Source organism: Streptomyces liliifuscus (genome assembly GCF_016598615.1).
GTDB classification, from domain to species: Bacteria; Actinomycetota; Actinomycetes; order Streptomycetales; family Streptomycetaceae; genus Streptomyces; species Streptomyces liliifuscus.
On the sequence record NZ_CP066831.1, the window covers coordinates 1,152,399 to 1,173,111 of the forward strand.

The 20,713-nt window shown below is 70.1% G+C and carries 19 protein-coding genes and 1 pseudogene; 16 read left to right on the plus strand and 4 right to left on the minus strand.

The features are described 5' to 3' along the window. Positions 1-74 precede the first annotated feature (74 nt). Both JEQ17_RS04975 and JEQ17_RS04980 read left to right on the plus strand, forming a co-directional pair. The gene (locus JEQ17_RS04975) at positions 75-1,271 is read left to right on the plus strand and encodes a Gfo/Idh/MocA family protein (RefSeq protein ID WP_200394053.1); all 1,197 of its coding nucleotides are present in this window, start codon (positions 75-77) and stop codon (positions 1,269-1,271) included. Between the two features lie 37 nt (positions 1,272-1,308). Beyond that, on the plus strand, positions 1,309-2,307 hold the full coding sequence (locus tag JEQ17_RS04980) for a sugar phosphate isomerase/epimerase family protein (protein ID WP_200394054.1): 999 nt from the start codon (positions 1,309-1,311) through the stop codon (positions 2,305-2,307). Between the two features lie 34 nt (positions 2,308-2,341). Here JEQ17_RS04980 and JEQ17_RS04985 read toward each other — a convergent pair whose 3' ends face one another. Continuing rightward, on the minus strand, positions 2,342-3,361 hold the full coding sequence (locus JEQ17_RS04985) for a 2-hydroxyacid dehydrogenase (protein ID WP_200394055.1): 1,020 nt from the start codon (positions 3,359-3,361) through the stop codon (positions 2,342-2,344). Between the two features lie 140 nt (positions 3,362-3,501). Beyond that, complete coding sequence (gene nac, locus JEQ17_RS04990) at positions 3,502-4,452, minus strand: nitrogen assimilation transcriptional regulator NAC (protein ID WP_200394056.1); 951 nt, start codon at positions 4,450-4,452, stop codon at positions 3,502-3,504. A gap of 311 nt (positions 4,453-4,763) precedes the next feature. Here nac and JEQ17_RS04995 point away from each other — a divergent pair, with 311 nt between their 5' ends. From JEQ17_RS04995 to JEQ17_RS05045, 11 genes and pseudogenes are all read left to right on the plus strand, one after another. Beyond that, positions 4,764-5,546 (plus strand): LamB/YcsF family protein, encoded by a 783-nt coding sequence (locus JEQ17_RS04995; RefSeq protein WP_200394057.1) that lies wholly within the window; start codon positions 4,764-4,766, stop codon positions 5,544-5,546. A 1-nt stretch (position 5,547) separates the two neighbouring features. Next, positions 5,548-6,303, plus strand: a complete 756-nt coding sequence (locus JEQ17_RS05000) for a 5-oxoprolinase subunit B family protein (protein ID WP_200394058.1) — start codon at positions 5,548-5,550, stop codon at positions 6,301-6,303. Then, positions 6,296-7,315 (plus strand): 5-oxoprolinase subunit C family protein, encoded by a 1,020-nt coding sequence (locus tag JEQ17_RS05005; protein WP_200394059.1) that lies wholly within the window; start codon positions 6,296-6,298, stop codon positions 7,313-7,315. Before JEQ17_RS05000 ends, JEQ17_RS05005 begins: the two co-directional genes overlap by 8 nt. A gap of 24 nt (positions 7,316-7,339) precedes the next feature. Next, a complete protein-coding gene (locus JEQ17_RS05010; protein ID WP_200394060.1) occupies positions 7,340-8,656 on the plus strand; it encodes an MFS transporter in 1,317 nt (438 codons plus the stop codon). Positions 8,657-8,730: 74 nt separating this feature from the next. Next, a complete protein-coding gene (locus tag JEQ17_RS05015) occupies positions 8,731-9,474 on the plus strand; it encodes an SDR family oxidoreductase (RefSeq protein WP_200394061.1) in 744 nt (247 codons plus the stop codon). 1 nt (position 9,475) lies between these two features. Beyond that, positions 9,476-10,720 carry an aspartate transaminase gene (locus tag JEQ17_RS05020; protein WP_200394062.1) on the plus strand — a complete coding sequence of 415 codons (1,245 nt, stop codon included), beginning with the start codon at positions 9,476-9,478 and terminating at the stop codon, positions 10,718-10,720. Between the two features lie 38 nt (positions 10,721-10,758). Continuing rightward, positions 10,759-11,433 (plus strand): 4-carboxy-4-hydroxy-2-oxoadipate aldolase/oxaloacetate decarboxylase, encoded by a 675-nt coding sequence (locus JEQ17_RS05025; RefSeq protein WP_200394063.1) that lies wholly within the window; start codon positions 10,759-10,761, stop codon positions 11,431-11,433. 120 nt (positions 11,434-11,553) lie between these two features. After that, positions 11,554-12,009 (plus strand): annotated as a pseudogene (locus tag JEQ17_RS05030) (DUF5994 family protein); the annotation flags it as partial. 41 nt (positions 12,010-12,050) lie between these two features. Continuing rightward, complete coding sequence (locus tag JEQ17_RS05035) at positions 12,051-12,305, plus strand: hypothetical protein (protein WP_200394064.1); 255 nt, start codon at positions 12,051-12,053, stop codon at positions 12,303-12,305. A gap of 300 nt (positions 12,306-12,605) precedes the next feature. Further along, positions 12,606-12,962, plus strand: coding sequence for a PRC-barrel domain-containing protein (locus JEQ17_RS05040; RefSeq protein ID WP_200394065.1), 357 nt, complete (start codon positions 12,606-12,608; stop codon positions 12,960-12,962). Between the two features lie 2 nt (positions 12,963-12,964). Continuing rightward, the gene (locus JEQ17_RS05045) at positions 12,965-13,219 is read left to right on the plus strand and encodes a hypothetical protein (RefSeq protein ID WP_407700138.1); all 255 of its coding nucleotides are present in this window, start codon (positions 12,965-12,967) and stop codon (positions 13,217-13,219) included. Positions 13,220-13,242: 23 nt separating this feature from the next. On the opposite strand, the gene JEQ17_RS05050 is transcribed toward JEQ17_RS05045, so the two are convergent. Beyond that, positions 13,243-14,325 (minus strand): sugar ABC transporter substrate-binding protein, encoded by a 1,083-nt coding sequence (locus JEQ17_RS05050; RefSeq protein WP_200394066.1) that lies wholly within the window; start codon positions 14,323-14,325, stop codon positions 13,243-13,245. After that, positions 14,322-17,033, minus strand: coding sequence for a SpoIIE family protein phosphatase (locus JEQ17_RS05055; RefSeq protein ID WP_234048072.1), 2,712 nt, complete (start codon positions 17,031-17,033; stop codon positions 14,322-14,324). The genes JEQ17_RS05050 and JEQ17_RS05055 overlap by 4 nt, the downstream gene beginning before the upstream one ends. A 436-nt stretch (positions 17,034-17,469) precedes the next feature. Here JEQ17_RS05055 and JEQ17_RS05060 point away from each other — a divergent pair, with 436 nt between their 5' ends. The 3 genes from JEQ17_RS05060 to JEQ17_RS05070 are packed head-to-tail and all read left to right on the plus strand — an operon-like array spanning position 17,470 to position 20,660. Next, a complete protein-coding gene (locus tag JEQ17_RS05060; protein ID WP_200394067.1) occupies positions 17,470-18,558 on the plus strand; it encodes a sugar ABC transporter substrate-binding protein in 1,089 nt (362 codons plus the stop codon). Between the two features lie 42 nt (positions 18,559-18,600). Further along, a complete protein-coding gene (locus JEQ17_RS05065; RefSeq protein ID WP_200394068.1) occupies positions 18,601-19,383 on the plus strand; it encodes an ATP-binding cassette domain-containing protein in 783 nt (260 codons plus the stop codon). 5 nt (positions 19,384-19,388) lie between these two features. Continuing rightward, positions 19,389-20,660, plus strand: a complete 1,272-nt coding sequence (locus JEQ17_RS05070; RefSeq protein WP_200401303.1) for a sugar ABC transporter permease — start codon at positions 19,389-19,391, stop codon at positions 20,658-20,660. Positions 20,661-20,713 lie beyond the last annotated feature (53 nt).

The window sequence follows — 20,713 nt, forward strand, 5'->3', positions numbered from 1 at the left end:
GCCGTCTGACACATCCGTTCCCGCTGACACATCCGTTCCTGCTGACACGTCCCTTCCTTTCGAAAGGTCCCGCCATGACCAGGTCCGCCGAACCCATCTCCGTCGCGGTGATCGGAGCCGGCATGGCCGGCCGCAGCCATGCCGCCGGCTACCGCAACGTCAACACGGTCTTCGGCGCCGGCCTGCCGCCGGTCCGCCTGGCCGCGATCGCCGATGCCAACACCGAACTCGCCGAGGACGCCGCCCGCCGCTACGGGTACGAGAAGGCCCTCCCGAGCTGGGAGGCCGTCGTCGAGGACTCGACCATCGACGCGGTGAGCATCGTCGTGGGCAACGCCCTGCACCGCCGCATCGCGGAGGCGCTGGTCGCCGCGGGCAAGCACGTGCTGTGCGAGAAGCCGCTGGCCGGGTCGCTGGAGGACGCCCGTGCGATGGCCGAGTTGGAGCGCACCGCCGAGGTCGTGACCGCCGTCGGCTATACCTTCCGGCGTTCCCCGGGCATCGCGGCGATCCGCGAGCATGTCCGGCGCGCCGAGCTGGGCGATCTCTCGCTGTTCAGCGGCCGGTACTGGTGCGACTACGCGACCGACCCGAAGGGCCCGCTGACCTGGCGGTTCAAGGGCGGCCCCGGTTCCGGTGCGCTCGGTGACGTCGGCTCGCACGTCATCGACGTCGCCGAGTACGTCGCCGGCCCCATCGTCTCGGTCTCCGGCGCCTCGCTCTCCACGCAGATCCCCAAGCGGCCCCTGCCGCTCGGTGCGGTCGTCGGCCACAACGCCGCGCCCGTCTCCGACGAGGTCGGCGAGGTCGAGAACGAGGACACCGCGTCCTTCACTGCCCGCTTCGAGTCCGGACTGGTGGGCACCTTCTCGGTCACGCGCACCGGCTTCGGTCTGCCCAACGGGCTCGCCTTCGACGTCCTGGGCCTGGGCGGCCGGGCCGCCTTCGACCAGCACCGGCCCGCCGAGTACCTCTTCGACGACGCCCAGCCCCAGGCCCGTACGCGTGGCGCCCGGCAGATCATCGCCGGTCCGCAGATGCCGTACTTCGCGGGCGGGGTCCCGATGGAGGCACCGGGCGTTGGCGCCAGCAACGCCGACAACTTCACCTACCAGGCCCGCGCCTTCCTCGACCAGGTCGCGGGTGCCGCCGAGCCGCTGCCTGCCTGCGCCACCTTCGCCGACGCGCTGCGGACCATGGAAATCATCCGCGCCGTCGTCGAATCCTCCCGGAACGGCGGTGCCTCCGTGACCGTTCCGCCCGCCGCCTGACCCCCTCGTAGAGCCCGCAGAGAAGGAAGACACCCCCATGGCCCTCAAGCTCGGCGCCTACACCGCCTGCCTGCACGACCGGACCCTCACCGAAGCCCTCGACATCCTCAAGGAGAACGGGCTGACCTCGGTCGAGGTCAACACCGGTGGCTTCATCCCCTCCCCGCACTGCCCCGTCGACCTGCTGCTGTCCTCGGCCACCGCCCGCGAGGAGTACCTGGCCACCTTCGCCGAGCGCGGGCTGGAACTGACCGGCCTCAACTGCAACGGCAACCCGCTCAACCCGCTGCCCGGCGTCGGCCCCAAGCACGCCGACGATCTGCGCCGCACCATCCGCCTCGCCGGCCTGCTCGGCGTCAGGCACGTCGTCACCATGTCCGGCACCCCGGGCTCCGACCCCGACGCCAAGTACCCGTCCTGGGTCGTGAACCCGTGGGACGGCGTGTACATGGACGTCCTGGACTACCAGTGGGGTGTGGCCGTCGAGTTCTGGAAGGAGATCGACGCGCTGGCCCGGGAGAACGACGTCCGGGTCGCCATCGAGATGCACCCGCACAACGTGGTCTTCTCCCCCGTCACCTTGAAGCGGCTCGTCGACGCGGGCGGCCTGACGAACGTCGGCGCGGAGATGGACCCCTCCCACCTGATGTGGCAGGGCATGGACATCGTCGCCTCCATCAAGTGGCTGGGCCCGCTGGTGTTCCACGCCGCCGCGAAGGACGCGACCCTGTGCCCGGGCGCCGACATCCGAGGCGTCCTGGACACCTCCTTCACCCGTGTGCCCGCCGACGCGCCCGGCAAGGTGCCCACCGGCTACGGCTTCTGGTGCAACGCCTGGCCCGAGAACCCGGCGTGGAAGTTCGTCGCCGTCGGCAACGGCAACGACGTCCCCTACTGGACCGAGTTCCTGCGTGCCCTCGCGGAGATCGACCCGGACATGGCCGTCAACATCGAGCACGAGGACGCGGCCTACTCCCAGACCGAGGGACTCGCCCTGGCGGCCAAGAACCTGCACAGCGCCGCCGCCGCGCTCTGACCCGCTCGCGGGCCGCGGCTCCGGCCCACGCACGTCACCTGGCCCCGCGCCCACCCACCGGGCGCGGGGCCCTGTCCTGTCCCGGCATGGCCGCGCCGCCCGGGATCGGTGTGCGTGCCGGGCCTCCGGCGAGTACGTCCTGGATGTTGTCCACGGCGAGGTCCACCATCGCGGCCCGCGTGGCCTCGGTGGCGGAACCGATGTGCGGAAGCGTGACCGCATGGGGCTCGGCGACCAGCGGGGAGAGTTCCTGACCCATGGGTTCGCGCTCGAAGACGTCCAGGCCCGCCGAGTGGATGCTCCCGTCGCGCAGCGCCCGCAGCAGTGCGTCCTCGTCCACGACACCACCGCGCGAGGTGCTGACGAGGGTGGCTGTGGGCTTCATGGCTGCCAGTTCGGCGGCGCCGATGAGGTGACGCGTCTGCGGGGTGAGGGGGACGTGCAGTGATACGACGTCGGCCTCGGCGAGCAGCGTGGGCAGGTCCACCGATGTGGAGAGGGCGTCGTCGGGTGCGTACGGGTCGTGGTGCAGGACCCGCATCCCGAAGCCCTGGGACCGTCGCGCCACGGCCCGGCCGATCTGGCCGTAGCCGATCAGACCGAGCGTGGCGCCGTGCACGTCCAGGCCCAGGTAGTCGTCCATCCGGAACAGACCCCACTGACCGGCGGCCAGCGAGTCACGGGCGGCGCCGAGGCGCCTGCGGGCCATGAGGACGAGCGCGAAGGTGAGGTCGGCGGTGGTCTCGGCGAGAACGCCGGGGGTGTGGGTGACCACCACACCGCGTTCGGCCGCCGCCTCCCGGTCGACCGCGTCGTAGCCCATGCTGGCCAGCGCGACGACCCGCAACGAGGGCCCGGCAGCGTCCAGCAGGGCGGCGTCCACCCGGTCGTTGCCCAGGGCCAGGATCGCGCTCGCGCCCTTCGCCAGTTCCGCCAGATCCCGCGGTTCGGGCTTGCTCGTCCCCGGCCACGCCACGACCTCGGCGTCCGACGCCAGGCGGGCGATTCCCCCGCCGGGGAGGGCGGCCCGGGTGGTGAGCACACGCTGCTTCATCTGTTTCTCCCGTGCTTGATCCGCGTTTCACGAAATCAGTGAAGTCGATTGAGTTCGATTCGATTCGTGAAGACGCTAGTCAGCACATTCCGGAGCAACAAATAGCCGATTTGTGTGACGTCATCGAAAATCGGGATGCATTAATCCGACGCCTTCGAAGACTCCATCGCCGCGTCCCCGAAGGCGACGTCCTCACCGAATTCCGTGATCAATTCATGGAACAGGTCGTGCACGGCGTGCGCGGGTTCCGACAGCGGCTGATGGTCGGAGGTGCACAGGGACAGTTTCACCGTGATCGTCGGATTGACGATCCGGCGTACCACGAGATTTTGTACGTCGAGGGTCGCGCGCGCCGCGGACCAGGGCAGGACCGTCGCCCCGACGTCGGCGCCCACCGCGCTGATCAGGGTCAGGACCGACTCGATCTCGCCGACCACCCTGGGTTCGAGCGAGGCGTGCTGGAACGCGGCGTCGACGACCTGTCTGATGGTGTGGATGCGGCTGGGCAGCAACAGCGGGACGCCGGCCAGCTCTTCGAGGGAGACATCGCCGTCCCCTGAGGGCACGGACCCGCCCGGCGCGGCGATCAGGAACAGGTCCTCGGTGCGCAACGGTTCGAACTGCACGCCCCGCAGCGGTCCGGCCCCGTAGATGAACGCCATGTCCATCCGGCCGGTCATGATCGCCTCGCTGATCACTCCGCCGAAGTTCTCGTTGATGTGCAGCAGGATGTCGGGGTAGCGCTCGCGCACGCTCCTGAGCAGGGGCAGCGCGAGCGCCGCGCCCATGCTGTAGGGGGCGAGGCCCACCGAGACGCTGCCCGCGGGCGCCCGCCCGGAGATGTCGACCGCCGCGTGGGCGAGGTCGATCTGGCGCAGGATGAGCTGCGCGTGCCGGTACAGCGCGCGGCCCGCTTCGGTCGGGGCGACGCCTCGTTTGCTGCGGATCAGCAGCTGCTGCTTGAACTGGGCCTCCAGCGCCGAGAGCTGCTGGCTGAGCGCGGGCTGGGCGATGTGCAGGATGTCCGCCGCGCGCGTGATGCTCCCGGCATCCACGATCTTCACGAACGAGTAGAGACGCCTGGTGTCCATGTGCGGCCTTCCAGCGGGGGCGGAGCCTCATGGTAGGCGCGGGGCCGCCGGACGGCCCTTGGCGTGTTGTGTTCCACGTCATATCCAACGGTGATTACGTCACGCACAACGGGTATTTGCCGCCTCCTCGCGTTCGGACTACGTTCACCGAAACGCGATTTCGAGGTCGCTCGACCGAACGGCTCGCGAATCTCGCAGGAAATGTATCGGCCCCGTTAATTCCTCTTTTCGGGCGGCGCCCATACCCCGCCCGAAGAGCGCCGGAACGGCAATGCGGCGCCGCCGTTCCCTTCTTCTGTCCGGAGGATGTCATGACGCACAGGGTTGATCTCGTGGCCGACCTCGGCGAGGGGTTCGGCGCCTACACGATGGGCGACGACGAGGCCCTCCTCGATGTGCTGACGTCGGCGAACATCGCCTGCGGGTTCCACGCGGGCGATCCGCGGATCATGGACGCCACGGTCCGTCACTGCGTGCGGCGCGGCGTGGCCGTGGGCGCGCATCCCAGCTTTCCCGATCTCGTCGGGTTCGGCCGCCGCGCGATGGATCTGACACCGGACGAGGTCCGCACCGACGTGCTCTACCAGGTCGGCGCGCTCCAGGCGTTCGCCGTGTCGCACGGCACCCGTGTACGGCATGTGGCGCCGCACGGACGGCTGGGCAACCTGGTGGCGACCCGGCCCGACTACGCGGCGGCCGTCGCGGACGCGGTCGCCTCCCTCGACCCGGCGCTGATCGTGCTGGCGCAGGACGGCGAGCTCGCCGACGCGGCACGCGCCCGCGGCCTGCGGGTGGGCATCGTCGGGATCGCCGACCGGGCCTATCGCGACGACGGCACGCTGGTGCCGAGGAGCGAGCCGGGCGCGGTCATCCACGAGGAGAAGGAGATCGCCGAGCGGACGATCCGCATGGTGACCGAGGGCGTCATACGCAGTGTCGGCGGGCGTGACATCCCCGTCGACTGCGACACCGTGCTGCTGCACGGCGACACCCAGGGCGCGATCTCCCTCGCCCACCGCGTGCGCGAGGACCTGCTCGCCGCCGACGTCGAGATCACGGCTCTGGCCGACGTGCTCGACGGCAGGGCCGCCTGACATGGACAGCGGCACGGGCATCGTGGACAGCGCCGACATCGCGAGCGGCAGCGTCGTGATCGTGGACTGCGGTGATTCGGCCGTCGTGGCCAAGGCCGTCGGCATGGACGCCGAGCGTGGCTGGCGGGTCGTGCACGCGCTGGCCGACGCCTTCGACGCGGTACGGCCGGCCGGGGTGCACGGCATCGTGCCCACCTACGACTCGCTGCTCGTCGAGTTCGACTGCGTCGACACCGGTCACGACACGGTACGACGGGTGCTGCGGCGCGAGGCGGACCGGCTCGGCGAGGGTCCGGTGACGCCGCCCGCGGCCCGGCGTTTCGTCGTCCCGGTGGTCTACGGCGGCGAGTTCGGCCCCGATCTGCCCGTCGTCGCCGACCAGTTGGGGCTGAGCGAGCGGGAGGTCGTGGAGCTGCACTCCGCCGCGGACCTCACCGTCCGCTGCCTCGGCGCACCGGCCGGCGCCCCGATGATGGACGGCCCGGCGTTCCCCCGGCCCGTACCGCGGCTGTCCTCGCCCCGCACCCGAGTGCTGCCCGGCTCGGTCGCGGTGGCCGGGCGGCAGGCCGTGATCTGCCCGATGCCGTCGCCGGGCGGCTGGCCGCTGCTCGGCCGCACTCCCCTGCGCGTCCTGGAGGACCTCGACGCCGACCCGCTGACCGCGTACCGGCCCGGTGACACCTTCCGCTTCGTACCCATCACTCCCGGGCAGTGGGACGACCACGCGGGCCGCTCCCTGGCGGTGTCGCATGGCTGACACCCTGAACATCCTCCGGGCCGGTATGGCGACCGTGCAGGATCTGGGCCGGTTCGGGCGCTCCCGTCACGGCCTGCCGGTCAACGGCGCTCTCGACCAGCACTCCGCCCGCGTCGCCAACGTGCTCTGCGGCAACGACGAGGGCGCGCCGCTGCTGGAGATCACCGCCCTGGACTTCAGCTGCACACCGTCGACCGACGTACTCGTCGCCGTGACCGGCGCACCCGCCGACCTGACCGTCGACGGTGTCGTACGACCGCAGTGGGAGCCCCTCTCCATACGGTCCGGCGAGACGATCCTCATCAGCGGCATCCGCCATGGCATCCGGGTCTACCTGGCCGTGCTCGGCTCGGTGAACACCCCTTACCTGCAAGGCAGTTGCGCCCCCGACACGATTCTCGGCTTCGGCCACCGACTGCGCGACGGCGACGAGCTCGGCCTCCGGCAGCACTGCCCGCCCGTCGACCACCCGGAGTACCGCATCCCGCTGTTCCGGCTGCGAGCACCGGTGCCCCGCTTCCCCACGACCCGCATCCCGTCGCCGTGGACGATCGACGTGACCGACGGCCCCGACCTCGCCGAGTTCGGTGACACGGCGGACCGGCTGTTCCGGTCGGAGTTCACCGTGAGCCCGCAGAGCAACCACATCGGGCTGCGGATGGCCGGTGACGTGCCCCGGCGCGTGACGACCGGCGAGGTGCTCTCGCGCGGTGTCCCCGTGGGAGCCGTCGAGGTCCCCGCGGGCGACGAGCTGCTCGTCCTGCACCGCGGCCGCGGCGTCACCGCCGGCTATCCGGTACTGGCCGTCGTGACAGCGACAGGACTGTCCGCGCTCGGCCAGGTCGGACCGGGCCAGACCGTCCGCTTCCGGCGCAGGACCGTCGCCGAGGCGGTGGCCGCCCACCGCTCCCAGCGAAGCGCCGTCCACGCCCTCCAGAACCGGGTGCGCACCGTCTTCGACGCCCTGCGCATCCCCTCGAGCCCCGCACGCACCGTCCCCGTCTCCCCGTAACCTGCCAGCAGACAGGAGAACGTCATGAGTACCGTGGCCGCTCAGCCGGTGCCCAACACCGTCGATCCGAAAACCGCGCGAAAAGTCACCCTCGCCGGGTGCGTGGGCATCTTCGCCGAGCTCTACGACAACGGAATCTTCGGCTTCATGGCGGGCACCCTGGCCGTCGTGTTCTTCCCGAACGCGGACAACGCGACCGCCGTCCAGTTCGTCTTCCTCGGCTACGCCGTCTCGTTCTTCTTCCGCCCGCTCGGCGCGATCATCTGCGGCCACCTCGGCGACCGCATGGGCCGTCAGCGGTTGCTCGTCTTCGTCATCATGCTGATCAGCGTCGCGACCGCGGCCATCGGCATCCTGCCGACGTACGCGAGCATCGGCATCGCGGCCCCCGCCCTGCTGATCCTGCTGCGGGTCGCACAGGGCTTCTCGGTCGGCGGCGAGGCCTCCGGCGCCATGAGCTTCCTCGCCGAACACGCCCCCGAGGGCAAGCGCGGCCTCTACACGAGTTACGCCCAGATCGCCTCGTTCCTCTCGCTGCTCACCGGCACGCTGATCGCCGCAGCCATGACCAGTGGCCTCGGCCAGGACCGTATGGAGTCGTGGGGCTGGCGCATCCCGTTCCTGCTCGCCGTGCCGCTCGGCATCACCGGCATCTACATCCGCAAGCGGATCAGCGACACACCCAACTTCAACCGCCTCAAGGAAGAGGGCGGCCTGTCCAAGAACCCGCTCAAGGAGGCCTTCTCCTCCGCGGAGCACCGCCGGGCGATGCTGCTCGCCCTGTTCATCCCGCTCATGAACGGCTCCGGCTACTACGTCCTGTTCAGCTACATGCCGACCTTCATGAACACCGAGCTCAACTTCAGCAAGGTGCAGGGCCTGCTCGTCACCGCGACCAGTCTGGTGGCCATCTCGATCGCCATCCCGTACATGGGCAGCCTCTCCGACCGCATCGGCCGCAAGAAGGTCCTCGCGGGCGCCGCTGTCGCCATGGCCGTCGCCGGCGTTCCCTGTTATCTGCTCATCGGCACCGGCAGTGTCCCGCTCGCCATCCTCGGCGCCTGCATCATGGCGGTCATCTTCGCCGGTCACACCGGTGTCATCCACGTCCTGCTCGTCGAGCTCTTCCCCACCCGGGTGCGCTACTCCGCCTACGGGCTCGGCTACAACGTCTCGGCCGCCCTCTTCGGCGGTACCGCTCCCCTGCTGATGACCTACCTCATCGACAAGACGGGCAACGTCAACATGCCCGCGTTCTACGCGGTCGTCACCGCACTCGGCACGCTCATCGCCGTGTCCCGGGTCAAGGACAGGGCACACCTGCCGCTGCGCGACGCGTAGCCCGGCCGATCGCCTCAACCCCCCACCCTCAATCACCCCCCACCTCTCTCCAGGATCTCTAGGAGTGCATCCACATGCCCTTTTCCGACTACAACACCGCCCTGGTGACAGGAGCCTCGACCGGAATCGGAGCGGTGGTCGTCGAGCGGCTGGCCAAGCAGGGGCTCGAAGTCCACGCCGTCGCCCGTAACGCCGAGCGGCTCGACGACCTCGCCCGGCGTACGGGCTGCACCCCGCACGCCGTCGACATCACCGACACCGCCGCCCTCACCGAGATGCTGCGGGGCATCGAGGTCGACGTCCTGGTCAACAACGCCGGGGTCTCCCGCACCGGGAACATCCTCTCCGCCGACGAGTTCGCCGTGGACGAGCAGATCGCGGTCAACCTCCAGGCCGTACTGCACCTCGTACGCCTGGTCATGCCCGGGATGGTCGAGCGCGATCTCGGGCACATCGTCAACATCAGTTCGATCGCCGGCGTCTACAACTTCGGTGGGAACACCGTCTACCACGCCACCAAGGCGGCCGTGCACACCCTCTCCCGGCAGTTGCGCGTCGACGGTTACGGCCGCCGGATCCGCGTGACCGAGATCTGCCCCGGCCGGGTGGAGACGGAGATCTTCGGACGGCTTCTCGGCGACATGGAGGAGGCCCAGAAGCAGTTCTACGACGGCTACGAGTCGCTCAAGCCGGAGGACATCGCGGACGCCATCGAGTTCGCCGTCGACTCGCCGCGCCATGTGAACATCGGCCACATCGAGATCCTGCCGACGTTCCAGGTGCCAGGTGGCCTGAACTTCGAGAGGCGGACCGACTGACATGACGACGTCCACAACTGCCGCCACCGCCCTGCGCGTTCAGCGCATCAAGCCCTCGCCGAGCACCGCGGCCGCCCAGCGCGTCCGCGAGCTGAAGGCACAGGGACTGGCCATCCTCGACCTGACCGTCGGCGAGCCCGACTTCGACACCCCCGAACATGTGAAGGCCGCCGCGTTCGAGGCGATCCGGCGGGGCGACACCAAGTACACGCCGGTCAACGGCACCCCCCAACTGCGGGCAGCCATCGCCCAGAAGCTGGAGCAGCGGCACGGGCTGAGCTACTCGGCCGACCGGATCGCGGTGGGCGGAGGGGCGAAGCAGGTCATCTTCCTCGCGCTGATGGCATCGCTGGACACGGGCGACGAGGTGATCGTCCCCGCTCCGTACTGGGTGTCGTATCCCGACATGGTCCTCGCCAACGACGGCACACCGGTCGTCGTGCCCTGCCCGGAGGCGGAGGGCTTCAAGCTGACTCCGCGGCGGCTGGAGTCGGCGATCACCGACCGGACCCGCTGGGTGATCCTCAACGCCCCGGGCAACCCCACGGGAGCCGCGTACACGGCCGACGAACTCCGCGCCCTGGCCGACGTGTTGCTCGCCCACCCGCACGTCCAGGTGCTGACCGACGAGATCTACGACGAGATCTGGTACGAGCCCGGCCGCGTCCCCAGCCTCGCCGGCGTCGAACCTCGCCTGACCGAGCGGGTGTTCCTCACCAACGGTGTCTCCAAGACGTACGCGATGACCGGCTGGCGGATCGGCTACGGCGCCGGCCCCGCCTGGCTGGTCGCGGCCGTCAACACCCTGCAGTCGCAGATCTCGTCCTGCCCGTCGTCGATCAGCCAGGCCGCGGCGGCCGCCGCCCTCACCGGCGACCAGGACTTCGTACGGGACTGTGTGGCCGTCTACCGCGGCCGCCGCGATGTGACCGTGAAGCTGGTCGAGGACATCCCCGGTCTGTCCTGCACTCCGCCCAGCGGCGGCTTCTACGCCTTCGTGAACTGCACGGGCGTACTGGGGAAGGCGACTCCCGCGGGCGAAGTGATCGGCTCGGACGAGGACTTCGCCCGCTACCTGCTGGAGTCGCAGCAGGTGGCGGCCATCCACGGTGCCGCGTACGGATCACCTGGCTACTTCCGGATCTCCTTCGCGACCTCCACCGACGTACTCACCGAGGCCTGCGAGCGCATCGGCCGCGCCTGCGCGGACCTGTCCCCGGCCGACCCCTCGGCCGCGCCCTCCTGAAGACCTGCCCGCCCCTCCTGAAGACCCGAAGGAGCGTCATGATCCGCGTCAACACGAAGTTCGACCGGCCCGACCCGGACCTGGTCGAGCAGCTGAGCAAGTACTCCGCCGCCACGATCCACGAGGCACAGGGCCGCCTGGGCGCCCTCGACTCGACCATCAAGCCGGTCGACCCCGCGATGTCGCTGTGCGGCCCCGCGTTCACCGTGCGCTGCGCTCCCCGCGACAACATCATGCTCCAGGTCGCCATCGCCCATGCGCAGCCCGGTGATGTCATCGTCGTCTCGGCCGGCGAGTACGCCGAGGCGGGCTCCTTCGGCGACGTACTGGCCAACGCGTGTGTCGCCAAGGGCCTGGGCGGCCTCGTCACCGACACCGGCGTCCGGGACACCCGGGAACTCCGCGAACTCGGCTTCCCCGTCTTCTCGTACAGCGTGTGCATGAAGGGCACCGTCAAGGAGACCGTGGGGCCGATGGCCGAACCGGTGCTGATCGGCGGCGAGATCGTCCATCCCGGCGACGTCGTGCACGCCGACGCCGACGGTGTGGTGGTGGTACGGCGCGACGACGTGACGGACGTCGTGCGCAAGTCGCAGGAACGGGTCGAGGCGGAGGACGCCTACATCGCGGCCTACCGCTCCGGAAAGAGCGTCATCGAGGTCAGCAACCTCGCCGCCGTACTCGAGGCGAAGGGACTCGTCATCGACGCGTAGCCGCAGGAGTACTCTGGGGTTACCGAGAGTATTTCGCGCACCGGCCTTCATGCTCGTGTCGTTTTCGGCGATTGACTACGCCGGTGCCGGTTCCGACCGCTCCGGAGCAGGGTTCGCGACATGAATGCGACCGTTTCGTACGAGCCGACACTCGAAGACCCGCCGCCTCCTCCTCCGTCTCCGCGCATGTCGCTGGCTCCCAGCGGTTCCGCGCCGGCTCTGCTGGACGGCGCCTGGTGGCCCCGCACCCGCGACCTCGGGACGGAACTTCCCTCACTGACCGCCGCGCTCGATTCGCTGTGGGGGCGGATCACCAGGGTCACGGTGAATCCCGGACACTGGCCGACCGTCCCACGCAGGGTGCCCGTCGCGGGGCATGTCGTGAAGGTGGGTTCGTTCATGGCCCAGCAGGACCCGCACCAGATGTTGCTGCTCTCCTACCGGGTGGGCCGCTGGGACCTGCTGGTGATCCCTCCGCAGACGGATCCCGTCTCGGCCGCCTGGCTGATGGAAGCCGCGAGCGACCCACTGCGCACCTCGACAGCGAGCGAACTGATGGCGGAGGCGGCGCGCCTGGGCACAGCGACGCGGCCTCCGGCGAAGGAGGTGTGACGGCCATGGAGACCTTCGTGACCGTAGTGGTGATCCTGGCGATGGTGGCTCTGGGCGCGTTCCTGATCCACCGGCTCAACAACCAGCACGACGAGCGCATCGCGGCGTTCCGCTTCAGCCGCTCCCTGCCGGCCGCGCGGGGACCCGCGCCATCGGCCCCGGAGCGGCGTGCTGGTCGCGCCACGACCAGCGGCACGAGTGATCGCCGGGGCCGTGGGCGACTCCGTTCCTGGTCGTGGGCTCGCACACAAGGGAAGTGAGTCATCGTGCTCCGCGTCCAACTCCTGGCGGACACCAGCGGTGAGCCGGTGGGCCTGATCGTGCCCTGACCGTCGCAGCGCCCCACGGCCCAGGACTCCGGCCGCCGCACCACGGACAACAGGCCGGGGTCTTCCCATGCCGTGTGCCTCCCGGACACCCGCACCCGCTGGCCCTCAGGGGCTCGGGGTACCGCGCGCGGCTCTCGTGAATGTCCGACCAGCACGGACCGTAGTAAAATTGTCGCGGTTGGTGCACGCTCACGTACAACCGGCAAGCGCCTCGCTCAGAGGGGAAGCGGCATGATCCAGGCAGCCGACATCCGAGAATGGCGCAACCAGGACGTCGTCGATCCGAAGGGACACAGGATCGGCGTGCTCGAAGCCGTCTACGTGGACACCGCCACCGACGAACCGGCCGTGGCCACCGTCCGGACCGGACTGCCCACCCGGCAGCGTCTGGTCTTCGTCCCCCTCGACGAGACGACCCTCGGGCCGGGCTATCTCAAGGTCTCGTACGCCAAGAGCCTGGTGAAGAAGGCTCCTTCGATCGGCACGGACGACATTCTGCCCGCCGAGCAGGAGGAAGAGATCTTCCACTACTACGGCATCGCCTACCAGCCGGGGGCCAACGGCGAACGGCAACTCGCGCGCCGTTGAGAGTGCAGAGCGTCGAGACCGCGGTCCGCCGAGACGGCAGTCTGCTCGAAGAGACCCGAAGGGACTCGAAGGGAGGTGTGCGGGCGATGGTGCTCTTCCTGCTGGTCGTCCTCGCCGCCGTAGTCCTGGGGATCATCGGCGTGGCAGCGGACGGCCTGGGCTACCTGCTGGTCATCGGCATCATGCTCCTGGCGACCGACGTGATCATTGCCGCCGTCGTCTGGTCCCGGCGTGCCAGGCGGCGTCCCGTTCGCTGACCCGACCGGGTCACTCGGCCCTGCTACTCGGTCAGCCCGGCCTTCTCGCAGGCGCGCCGGAGTTGCGGGGTGCAGATCTGGTCGACGGTGTACACGCCGCTCTTGACGAGTGTCTGCTCGATGCTGTCGACCGTCACCGCGCTCGGAGTGAGCAGGACGGACGGGATCCCCTCGGTGGTGGGACTGTCGGTCGTCGTGGTGGCGACGTCTTCGAGTTCCTCGCCGCGCGCCAGGGCGACCGCCATGGTCGCGGCCGCGTCGGCCTCCGCCTCGAAGGGCTTGTACACCGTCATGTACTGCTCGCCCGTGATGATGCGCCGCACCGCCTCGATGTCGGCGTCCTGACCGGTGATGGGAGGAGGCTTCCCGACACCGGCGCTCTTGAAGGCGGCGATGGCGCCCGCGGCGATGGAGTCGTTGGCCGCGAGGACGCCGTCGATCCGGTCGGGACCGAGGGCCGCGATGGCGGCGGACATGTTGGTGTGGGCGTTCTCCTTGCTCCAGCCCAGGGTGTCGTACGACCTGCCGATCGTCACCTTGCCTTTGATGACGGACAGGACGCCGCGTTTGTACCACGCCGCGTTGGGGCTGGTCGGATCGCCGTTCAGCATGACGATGTTCTCGCCCTTCCCCCTGTCGCGCATGGCCTTCAGGAGCGCCTCGCCCTGGAGCCTGCCGACCTGTGCGCCGTCGACGGTGACATAGCCCGAGATCGGGCCCTCGGCGAGCCGGTCGTAGGCGACGACCGGTACATCCGCCTTGCGCGCCTCCTGGATCGAGGAGCGGAGTGCCCTGGTGTCGGCGGCATCGAGGATCAGGACCTCGACCCCTTTTGTGATCATGGAAATCATCTGTTGCCGCTGCCGCGCCGCGTCGTTCTCCGCGTTGCCGTACTCCATGGTGCAGCGGGGGCACAGTTCCTTGAGGCGCTGCTCGACGAAGGGCTTGTCGGAATGCTCCCAGCGGGGCACCGCCCGGCTCGGGAGCAGCAGACCGACGGCGAAGGCGTCCTTGCCGGCCGCGTCGTCCCCTCCGCAGGAGGCCAGGGACATCGCCATGATCCCGGCGACGAGCGCCGCGACGAGATGCTTCGTACGGGTTCTCATGGCGCGGCCCCTTGTTCCGTCCCGGGCTCCGGGTCCGCGGGAGTCGGCTCGCCCTGCGGGACCACGATCTCGCTCCACACCTGCTTGCCGTCGGCCACCGGCATCGAACCGAAGGAGTCCGACATCGCCTCGACCAGGAGGAGGCCGCGACCGCCGGTCGACTCCCAGTCCACGCTCACCGGCTTGGCGGGCGCGCGCGGCGAGGAGTCGGTCACACAGACCCGGAGCCGGTCCCCGCGGAGCATCAGATCGACGCGTACCGGGCCCTGGGTGTGCACCAGGGCGTTGGTGACGAGTTCGGACACGACCAGCAGCACCGCGTCGGCCACGTCCTCGACCTTCCACTTGCGCAGCGTGCGCGCGGTGAACCGGCGGGCGTGCATGACGGCGTCGGGCAGCCGCCAGACCGCCCAACCGGCCCGGATCGGCCGGGACTTCATGCCGTCGTAGCGCAGCAGCAGGAGCGCCACGTCGTCCTCACGACGGTCGACACCGCCGAGCAGTTCGTCCGCCATCCGCCCCGGATCCACGGGATCGGCGGCGGCGAGGGCGCTGCGTGTGCGCCGCATGCCTTCGTCCAGGGGCAGGTCGGCCGCCTCGACCAGCCCGTCGGTGACCAGGGCGAGCACCGAGCCGGGGCTCAACGCGACGGCGGTCATGGGGAATTCGGCCTCCGCGAGGATGCCGAGCGGGAGCCCGCCCTCGACCTGCACCTCCTCGGTCCTGCCGTCGGGATGTCGGATCAGCGGTGCGAGGTGCCCGGCCCGGACGAAGAGGGTGTTGCCCTCCTCCAGGTCCAGTTCGGCGTAGCAGCAGGTGGCGAACAGATCGGTCTCCATGCCGACGAGGAGCCGGTTGGCGCGTGAGACCACCACGTCGGGCGGGTGGCCCTCGACCGCGTAGGCCCTGACCGCGGTCCGCATCTGGCCCATGATCGTCGCGGCTCCGGCGCTGTGTCCCTGTACGTCTCCGATGACCAGCGCCACCCGGTCCTCGGACAGGGCGATGACGTCGTACCAGTCACCGCCCACCTGCAGCCCTCGCCGGGCGGGCAGATAGCGGGCGACGGCTGTCCCTCCGGGCAGCTGCGGGAGGCGCCGGGGCAGCAGACTGCGCTGCAGCATCGTCGCGAGTTCCTGCTCGGCGTCGTGCGCGTGCGCGCGGTTGAGGGCCTGTCCGACCAGTGCCGCGGTGGCGGTGAACAGGGAACGCTCCTCGGGGACGAAGTCGTGGGGCTCGTCCCAGCCGACCAGGCACACGCCCGCGACCCGGCCCTTGGCGGGAAGCGGCAGCACGGCCAGGCCTCCGGCGCCGACGCCCGCGAGCGCCGGTTCGAGGGCCGTGCCGGCGGACCACAGGTTCATCCGGCCGTCCCGCAGCGCCAGTTGAAGGGTGGGCAGGGCGCTGACCGGTGCGTCGGGCCACTCCGAACGCCACTCGGAACGCCATGTCTCGGGCCAGGCGTCGGGCTGGGGCGGGTCGAGCACGGTGACCATGAGCCGGTCGTCCCGCAGCTCGGCGAGTGCCACCCGGTCGGCGCCGAGCGGCTCGCGCAGGGCGGTGACCACGACCCGGCCGACGTCATGGACCGTTGTCGCGTCGTCGAGCGCGGCGGTCAGCCACTGGATCCTGGACACGTCGTCGGCGCTCTGCCGCAGCACCGAGGTCGCCGTCACCACGCCCAGCACCTGCTCCGGACGGCCGTCGGTGCTCGCCACCACCCGGCAGGTCAGGCTCAGCCAGCGCATTCCACCGGTGGGACGGCGGACACGGAACTCCAGCTCCCGGCGGCCGAACGCCTCCGTGGACGGTTCCAGCACCGAGATCAGCGCGTGCATGTCCTCCGGGAGCGCGTGCGCGAGCAGGGTGTCCACCTTGCCGTCGAAGTCGTCCGGTGTGATGCCGACCAGTTCAAGAAGCGCCTCGTCCGCCTCGATCAGGCCGGTGTCCGGCATCAGCACGAACGAACCGACGCCCAGACTCCGCAGGGCGGGGCTCAGCAGCGCCGACGGGGCGGGGCGGTCGGCCTCGGTCCGGAGCAGTCCGGCGATCGCCTCGGCGTACCGCTCCAGGAAGCGCCGCTGCTCGGCCTCGAAGCCGACCGGGGACGCTCCCACGACGACGAGGCAGCCCAGCCGCCTGCCCTCGGTCCCGAGCGGCAGGGCGGCGAGCGGCGCCTCCGCCGGCGGCGCCTGAGCTTGCTGCTCCTGTGACTGCGGGGACTGCGGCTGCGGCGCTTGCGCCTGCTGTGTTTGTGCTTGCTGCGCCTGCGCCTGCGCCTGCGCCTGCGGCGACTGTGCCGTCGGCGGCGTCGGCCCGTCCTCGGAGATCCGGTCCCCGGAAAGCCTTCCCTCGGAAATCCAGCCTTCGGAGTCCCGGCCCCCCGAGCGGGGAGCGAGTTCCGCGAGGTCCAGCCACAGCGGCCGGTCGGTGCGGAAGGCGTGCGCCGCCGGTGAGTCGCCGGACAGGGGCAGTCGCTCCGGCGGCAGATACCGGGACGTGGCGCGTCCGGCCGTCTCCACCAGCCGGAGATCGCCGTTCCCGGCATCGTGCACATAGACCGCCGCCAACGCCACTCCGGCGAACGTCAGGGATCTGTCGCTCGCGGCGGCCTTCGGCAGAGGTGGCCGTGAACCGTTGTCGTCGGCGCCGGCCCGGGACTCCCGCGGCTCCGAGACTCCGGCCAGGGCGCGGCCGTCATGATGCATGTCCGCGACCTACCTCCGGTCCATGCGGCAGGTGCCGCCGGTTTGAGATCGGGCGCCCATCTACCAGAATCGCATATCAGGGCTAACCCGACAGATCCAGACGATTGCCGTCAGTGGCAGACCCGTCCCAAAGGCACCCGCGACGGCTATGAGAGGCCGTCTCGGCGCCTCGGTACAGCCGCTCTCGCGCGGCGCCCTGCGCCCGTCGTCGAAGGCCGGAGCCGTACCTCTGCGGTCGACGGCCGGAGCCGGGCCGCTGCGTTCGCAGATCACCACGGCCGGTGCCACAGTTGAGACGTGTTCGACTTGCCACGCCGATCACACGCCAGCCCTTGACGCCGCGACGCACCCGGATCCCCTGACCGTCTCAAGCCGGGCGCGGGCAACCGTGAGCGCCCCTCGTCACACGAGGTGAAGGACAAGGGAGGTCTTTCACATGAAGGCCTGCATCCGGGGCGCGGCCATCGCCATGACCGTGATCTCGACGGTTGTTGCCCTGGAGGCCTGCGGGCAGGACGCCGGGGACGACTCCGACACCGGCAACGCGCTGAGCATCGGCGTGCTGCTCCCGGACTCCACCACAGCCCGCTGGGAGACACAGGACCGGCCGTTCCTCCAGAAGAGGATCACGGAACTGTGCGACGACTGCGCGGTCGAGAACGCCAATGCCAAGGGCGACGTGGCCATCCAGCAGGAGCAGATGGACTCGATGCTCACCAAGGGGGTCGACGCCATCGTCCTCGTGGCCGTGGACGCCAGATCGCTGCGCCCCGCGGTCAGGAAGGCGGACGAGGCGGGCGTCCCGGTCATCGCCTACGACCGTCTCGCCGAGGGTCCCATCGCGGGCTATGTCTCCTTCGACGGCGAGGAGGTCGGCAGACTCCAGGGCAGGGCACTGCTCACAGCGATGGGTGACAGGGCGCCCGACGACCAGATCGTCATGATGAACGGCGATCCCAGCGACCCCAACGCGGTGTCGTTCAAGAAGGGCGCGCTGTCCGTGCTCCAGGGACGGGTGAGGATCGGCGAGGCGTACGACACCCTCCAGTGGAGGACGGAGACCGCGCACATGAACATGTCCGCCGCGATCGCGGCCCTCGGTGTCGAGAACATCGACGGGGTGTACGCCGCCAACGACGGCCTCGCCGCCGGCTGCATCTCCGCCCTCAAGGCGAACAAGGTCGCCCCGCTGCCCCCGGTCACCGGGCAGGACGCCGAGCTCGGAGCCGTACGGCGCATCGTCGGCGGCGATCAGTACATGACCGTCTACAAGCCCTTCGCGCCCGAGGCCTCCGCCGGCGCCGCCATGGCCGTGGCCGCGGCCCGCCACGAGAGCCTCGACCGGGTCGCCAAGGGCGAGGTGACACCCCGCGGCGGGCACACTGTTCCGGCCGTCCTGCTCACCCCGGTGTCCGTGACGGTCGACACGATCAAGGACACCCTGGTGAAGGACGGCGTGTACACGGTCGAGCAGATCTGCACCCCCCAGCTCGGGGCCGCCTGCGGCAGGGCCGGTCTCACCTGACAGGCAGGTTCCGACCAGGTCCGGACCGCCCCCGGGAAGGAGATGGTTTCCGTGACGGGTCCCCCCTTGCTGGCACTGCGCGGCGTCTGCAAACGCTTCGGCGTCATCGAGGTCCTCGACGACATCGAGCTGGAGATCCACGCCGGGCAGGTCGTCGCTCTGCTGGGCGACAACGGGGCGGGCAAGTCCACCCTGGTCAAGGTGATCTCCGGGGTCTCCCCCGCGGACAAGGGCTCCATCGAGTGGGAGGGCCGGGCGGTCCACATCAGGCGTCCCCACGACGCCCGGGACCTCGGCATCGCGGCCGTCTACCAGGACCTCGCGCTGTGCGGGAACCTCGACGTCGTCGGCAATCTGTTCCTCGGGCAGGAGATCCGCAGGCTCGGCTTCCTCGACGAGGTGGAGATGGAGCGCCGCACCAGAAGCCTGCTGGACCGTCTGACCCGGGGCATCCCCGATCTGCGTGCCCCCGTCGTCTCGCTGTCCAGCGGTCAGCGGCAGACGGTCGCCATCGCCCGTTCGCTGCTCGGCGACCCGCGGGTCCTCCTCCTGGACGAACCGACCGCGGCACTGGGATTCGAGCAGACCAGCGAGGTCCTGGACCTCGTCGACCAGCTGCGTGACCGAGGTCTGGGCGTCCTGCTCATCAGCCACAACATGGGTGACATCAAGGCCCTCGCGGACCGGGCGGCCGTCCTGCGGCTCGGCCGCAACAACGGCTTCTTCGACGTGAACACCGCGTCCCAGGAACAGATCATCTCCTCCATCACCGGCGCCACGGAGAACGTGCCCCGCCGGACGGCCTCCCAGGAGGCGGGGTGGTGAAAGAGATGCGCGACACGGCGGACACCACACGGACCGAGCCCACCGCGCCCGGCGCCGGGGCCGGTCGGTCGCGGCGCGGGCGGACCGTCGCCCGTGCCGCGGAGAAGGGGATCGCCTACCTCCGGCGCAAGCTGCGCGCCGGCGAGGTGGGCCCGCTCCCCGTCGTCCTCGTACTCGCCGCGGTCTGGATCATCTTCCAGTCGCTCAACTCGAACTTCCTGTCCCCGCGGAACCTGTCGAACCTCAGCGTGGACATCGTGGGTACGGGTCTGATCGCGGTCGGCATCGTCTTCGTACTGCTGCTCGGTGAACTCGATCTGTCGGTCGGCTCGATCAGCGGTCTCGCGGCGGCGGCCTTCGCCGTGCTGAACGTCAATCACGGAGTGCCGGAATGGCTCGCCGTCATCATCGCGGTGCTCGCGGGAACCCTGGCGGGAACCGTCCAGGGCATCTCCGTGGCCAGGACCCGGGTGCCGGCGTTCGTCGTCACGCTCGCCGGGCTGCTCACCTGGAACGGCCTCATGCTCTACGTCCTCGGGACCAGCGGCACGGTCAACCTCGACGAGAACGGGCTGGTCGCCAAGCTGACCAGCTACTACTTCACCAACGACGCCGCGGCCTACGGTCTGGCGGCGGTCGCCGCGGGCCTGGTCTTCCTGGTGTCCTACCAGGACATGTGGCGGCGCAAGGCCGTCGGTATGCCACACCGCTCGCTCCGGGGGATCGCGGTGCGCACGGGAGTGCTCGCGGTGGTCGCGTTCACCGCCGCGTATCTGCTCAACCGGTTCCAGGGGCTGCCGCTCGCGCTCCTGATCTTCCTCGTGGTGGTGGCCGGCCTCGACCTCGTTCTCCGGCGTACGCACTACGGCCGGCAGGTCTACGCGCTGGGCGGCAGCATGGAGGCGGCGCGGCGCGCCAGCCTGAGCGTGATGCGGGTGCAGACGGCGGTGCTCGCGGTCTCGGGCACCATGGCCGCGGTCGGCGGCCTGTTCCTGGCCTCGCGCATCACGTCGGTGAGCCAGGGTTCGGGCTCGGGCGTCCTGCTGGTCAACGCCATCGCGGCGGCCGTCATCGGCGGCACCAGCCTGTTCGGCGGACGCGGCACCACCTGGTCCGCGGTGCTCGGCATGCTGATCATCCAGTCGATCGCCTCGGGCATGGCGATCACGGACACCCCCACGGCCGTCCAGTTCATCATCACGGGCGGGGTGCTCTTCGCCGCGGTGCTCATCGACTCTCTGGCGCGACGCTCCCAGCAGGCCCGCGGACGGGCTTGACGCTCTCGTACGCATCCGTCCCGCCGTTCTGGAAGACCGTCCGGGCGGTTTCT

Bases quoted from the DNA above. Each gene is read 5' to 3' on its own strand.
- JEQ17_RS04975 (WP_200394053.1), top strand. From the start codon at position 75: ATGACCAGGTCCGCCGAACCCATCTCCGTCGCGGTGATCGGAGCCGGC.
- JEQ17_RS04980 (WP_200394054.1), top strand. From the start codon at position 1,309: ATGGCCCTCAAGCTCGGCGCCTACACCGCCTGCCTGCACGACCGGACC.
- JEQ17_RS04985 (WP_200394055.1), bottom strand. From the start codon at position 3,361: ATGAAGCAGCGTGTGCTCACCACCCGGGCCGCCCTCCCCGGCGGGGGA.
- nac (WP_200394056.1), bottom strand. From the start codon at position 4,452: ATGGACACCAGGCGTCTCTACTCGTTCGTGAAGATCGTGGATGCCGGG.
- JEQ17_RS04995 (WP_200394057.1), top strand. From the start codon at position 4,764: ATGACGCACAGGGTTGATCTCGTGGCCGACCTCGGCGAGGGGTTCGGC.
- JEQ17_RS05000 (WP_200394058.1), top strand. From the start codon at position 5,548: ATGGACAGCGGCACGGGCATCGTGGACAGCGCCGACATCGCGAGCGGC.
- JEQ17_RS05005 (WP_200394059.1), top strand. From the start codon at position 6,296: ATGGCTGACACCCTGAACATCCTCCGGGCCGGTATGGCGACCGTGCAG.
- JEQ17_RS05010 (WP_200394060.1), top strand. From the start codon at position 7,340: ATGAGTACCGTGGCCGCTCAGCCGGTGCCCAACACCGTCGATCCGAAA.
- JEQ17_RS05015 (WP_200394061.1), top strand. From the start codon at position 8,731: ATGCCCTTTTCCGACTACAACACCGCCCTGGTGACAGGAGCCTCGACC.
- JEQ17_RS05020 (WP_200394062.1), top strand. From the start codon at position 9,476: ATGACGACGTCCACAACTGCCGCCACCGCCCTGCGCGTTCAGCGCATC.
- JEQ17_RS05025 (WP_200394063.1), top strand. From the start codon at position 10,759: ATGATCCGCGTCAACACGAAGTTCGACCGGCCCGACCCGGACCTGGTC.
- JEQ17_RS05035 (WP_200394064.1), top strand. From the start codon at position 12,051: ATGGAGACCTTCGTGACCGTAGTGGTGATCCTGGCGATGGTGGCTCTG.
- JEQ17_RS05040 (WP_200394065.1), top strand. From the start codon at position 12,606: ATGATCCAGGCAGCCGACATCCGAGAATGGCGCAACCAGGACGTCGTC.
- JEQ17_RS05050 (WP_200394066.1), bottom strand. From the start codon at position 14,325: ATGAGAACCCGTACGAAGCATCTCGTCGCGGCGCTCGTCGCCGGGATC.
- JEQ17_RS05055 (WP_234048072.1), bottom strand. From the start codon at position 17,033: ATGCATCATGACGGCCGCGCCCTGGCCGGAGTCTCGGAGCCGCGGGAG.
- JEQ17_RS05060 (WP_200394067.1), top strand. From the start codon at position 17,470: ATGAAGGCCTGCATCCGGGGCGCGGCCATCGCCATGACCGTGATCTCG.
- JEQ17_RS05065 (WP_200394068.1), top strand. From the start codon at position 18,601: ATGGTTTCCGTGACGGGTCCCCCCTTGCTGGCACTGCGCGGCGTCTGC.
- JEQ17_RS05070 (WP_200401303.1), top strand. From the start codon at position 19,389: ATGCGCGACACGGCGGACACCACACGGACCGAGCCCACCGCGCCCGGC.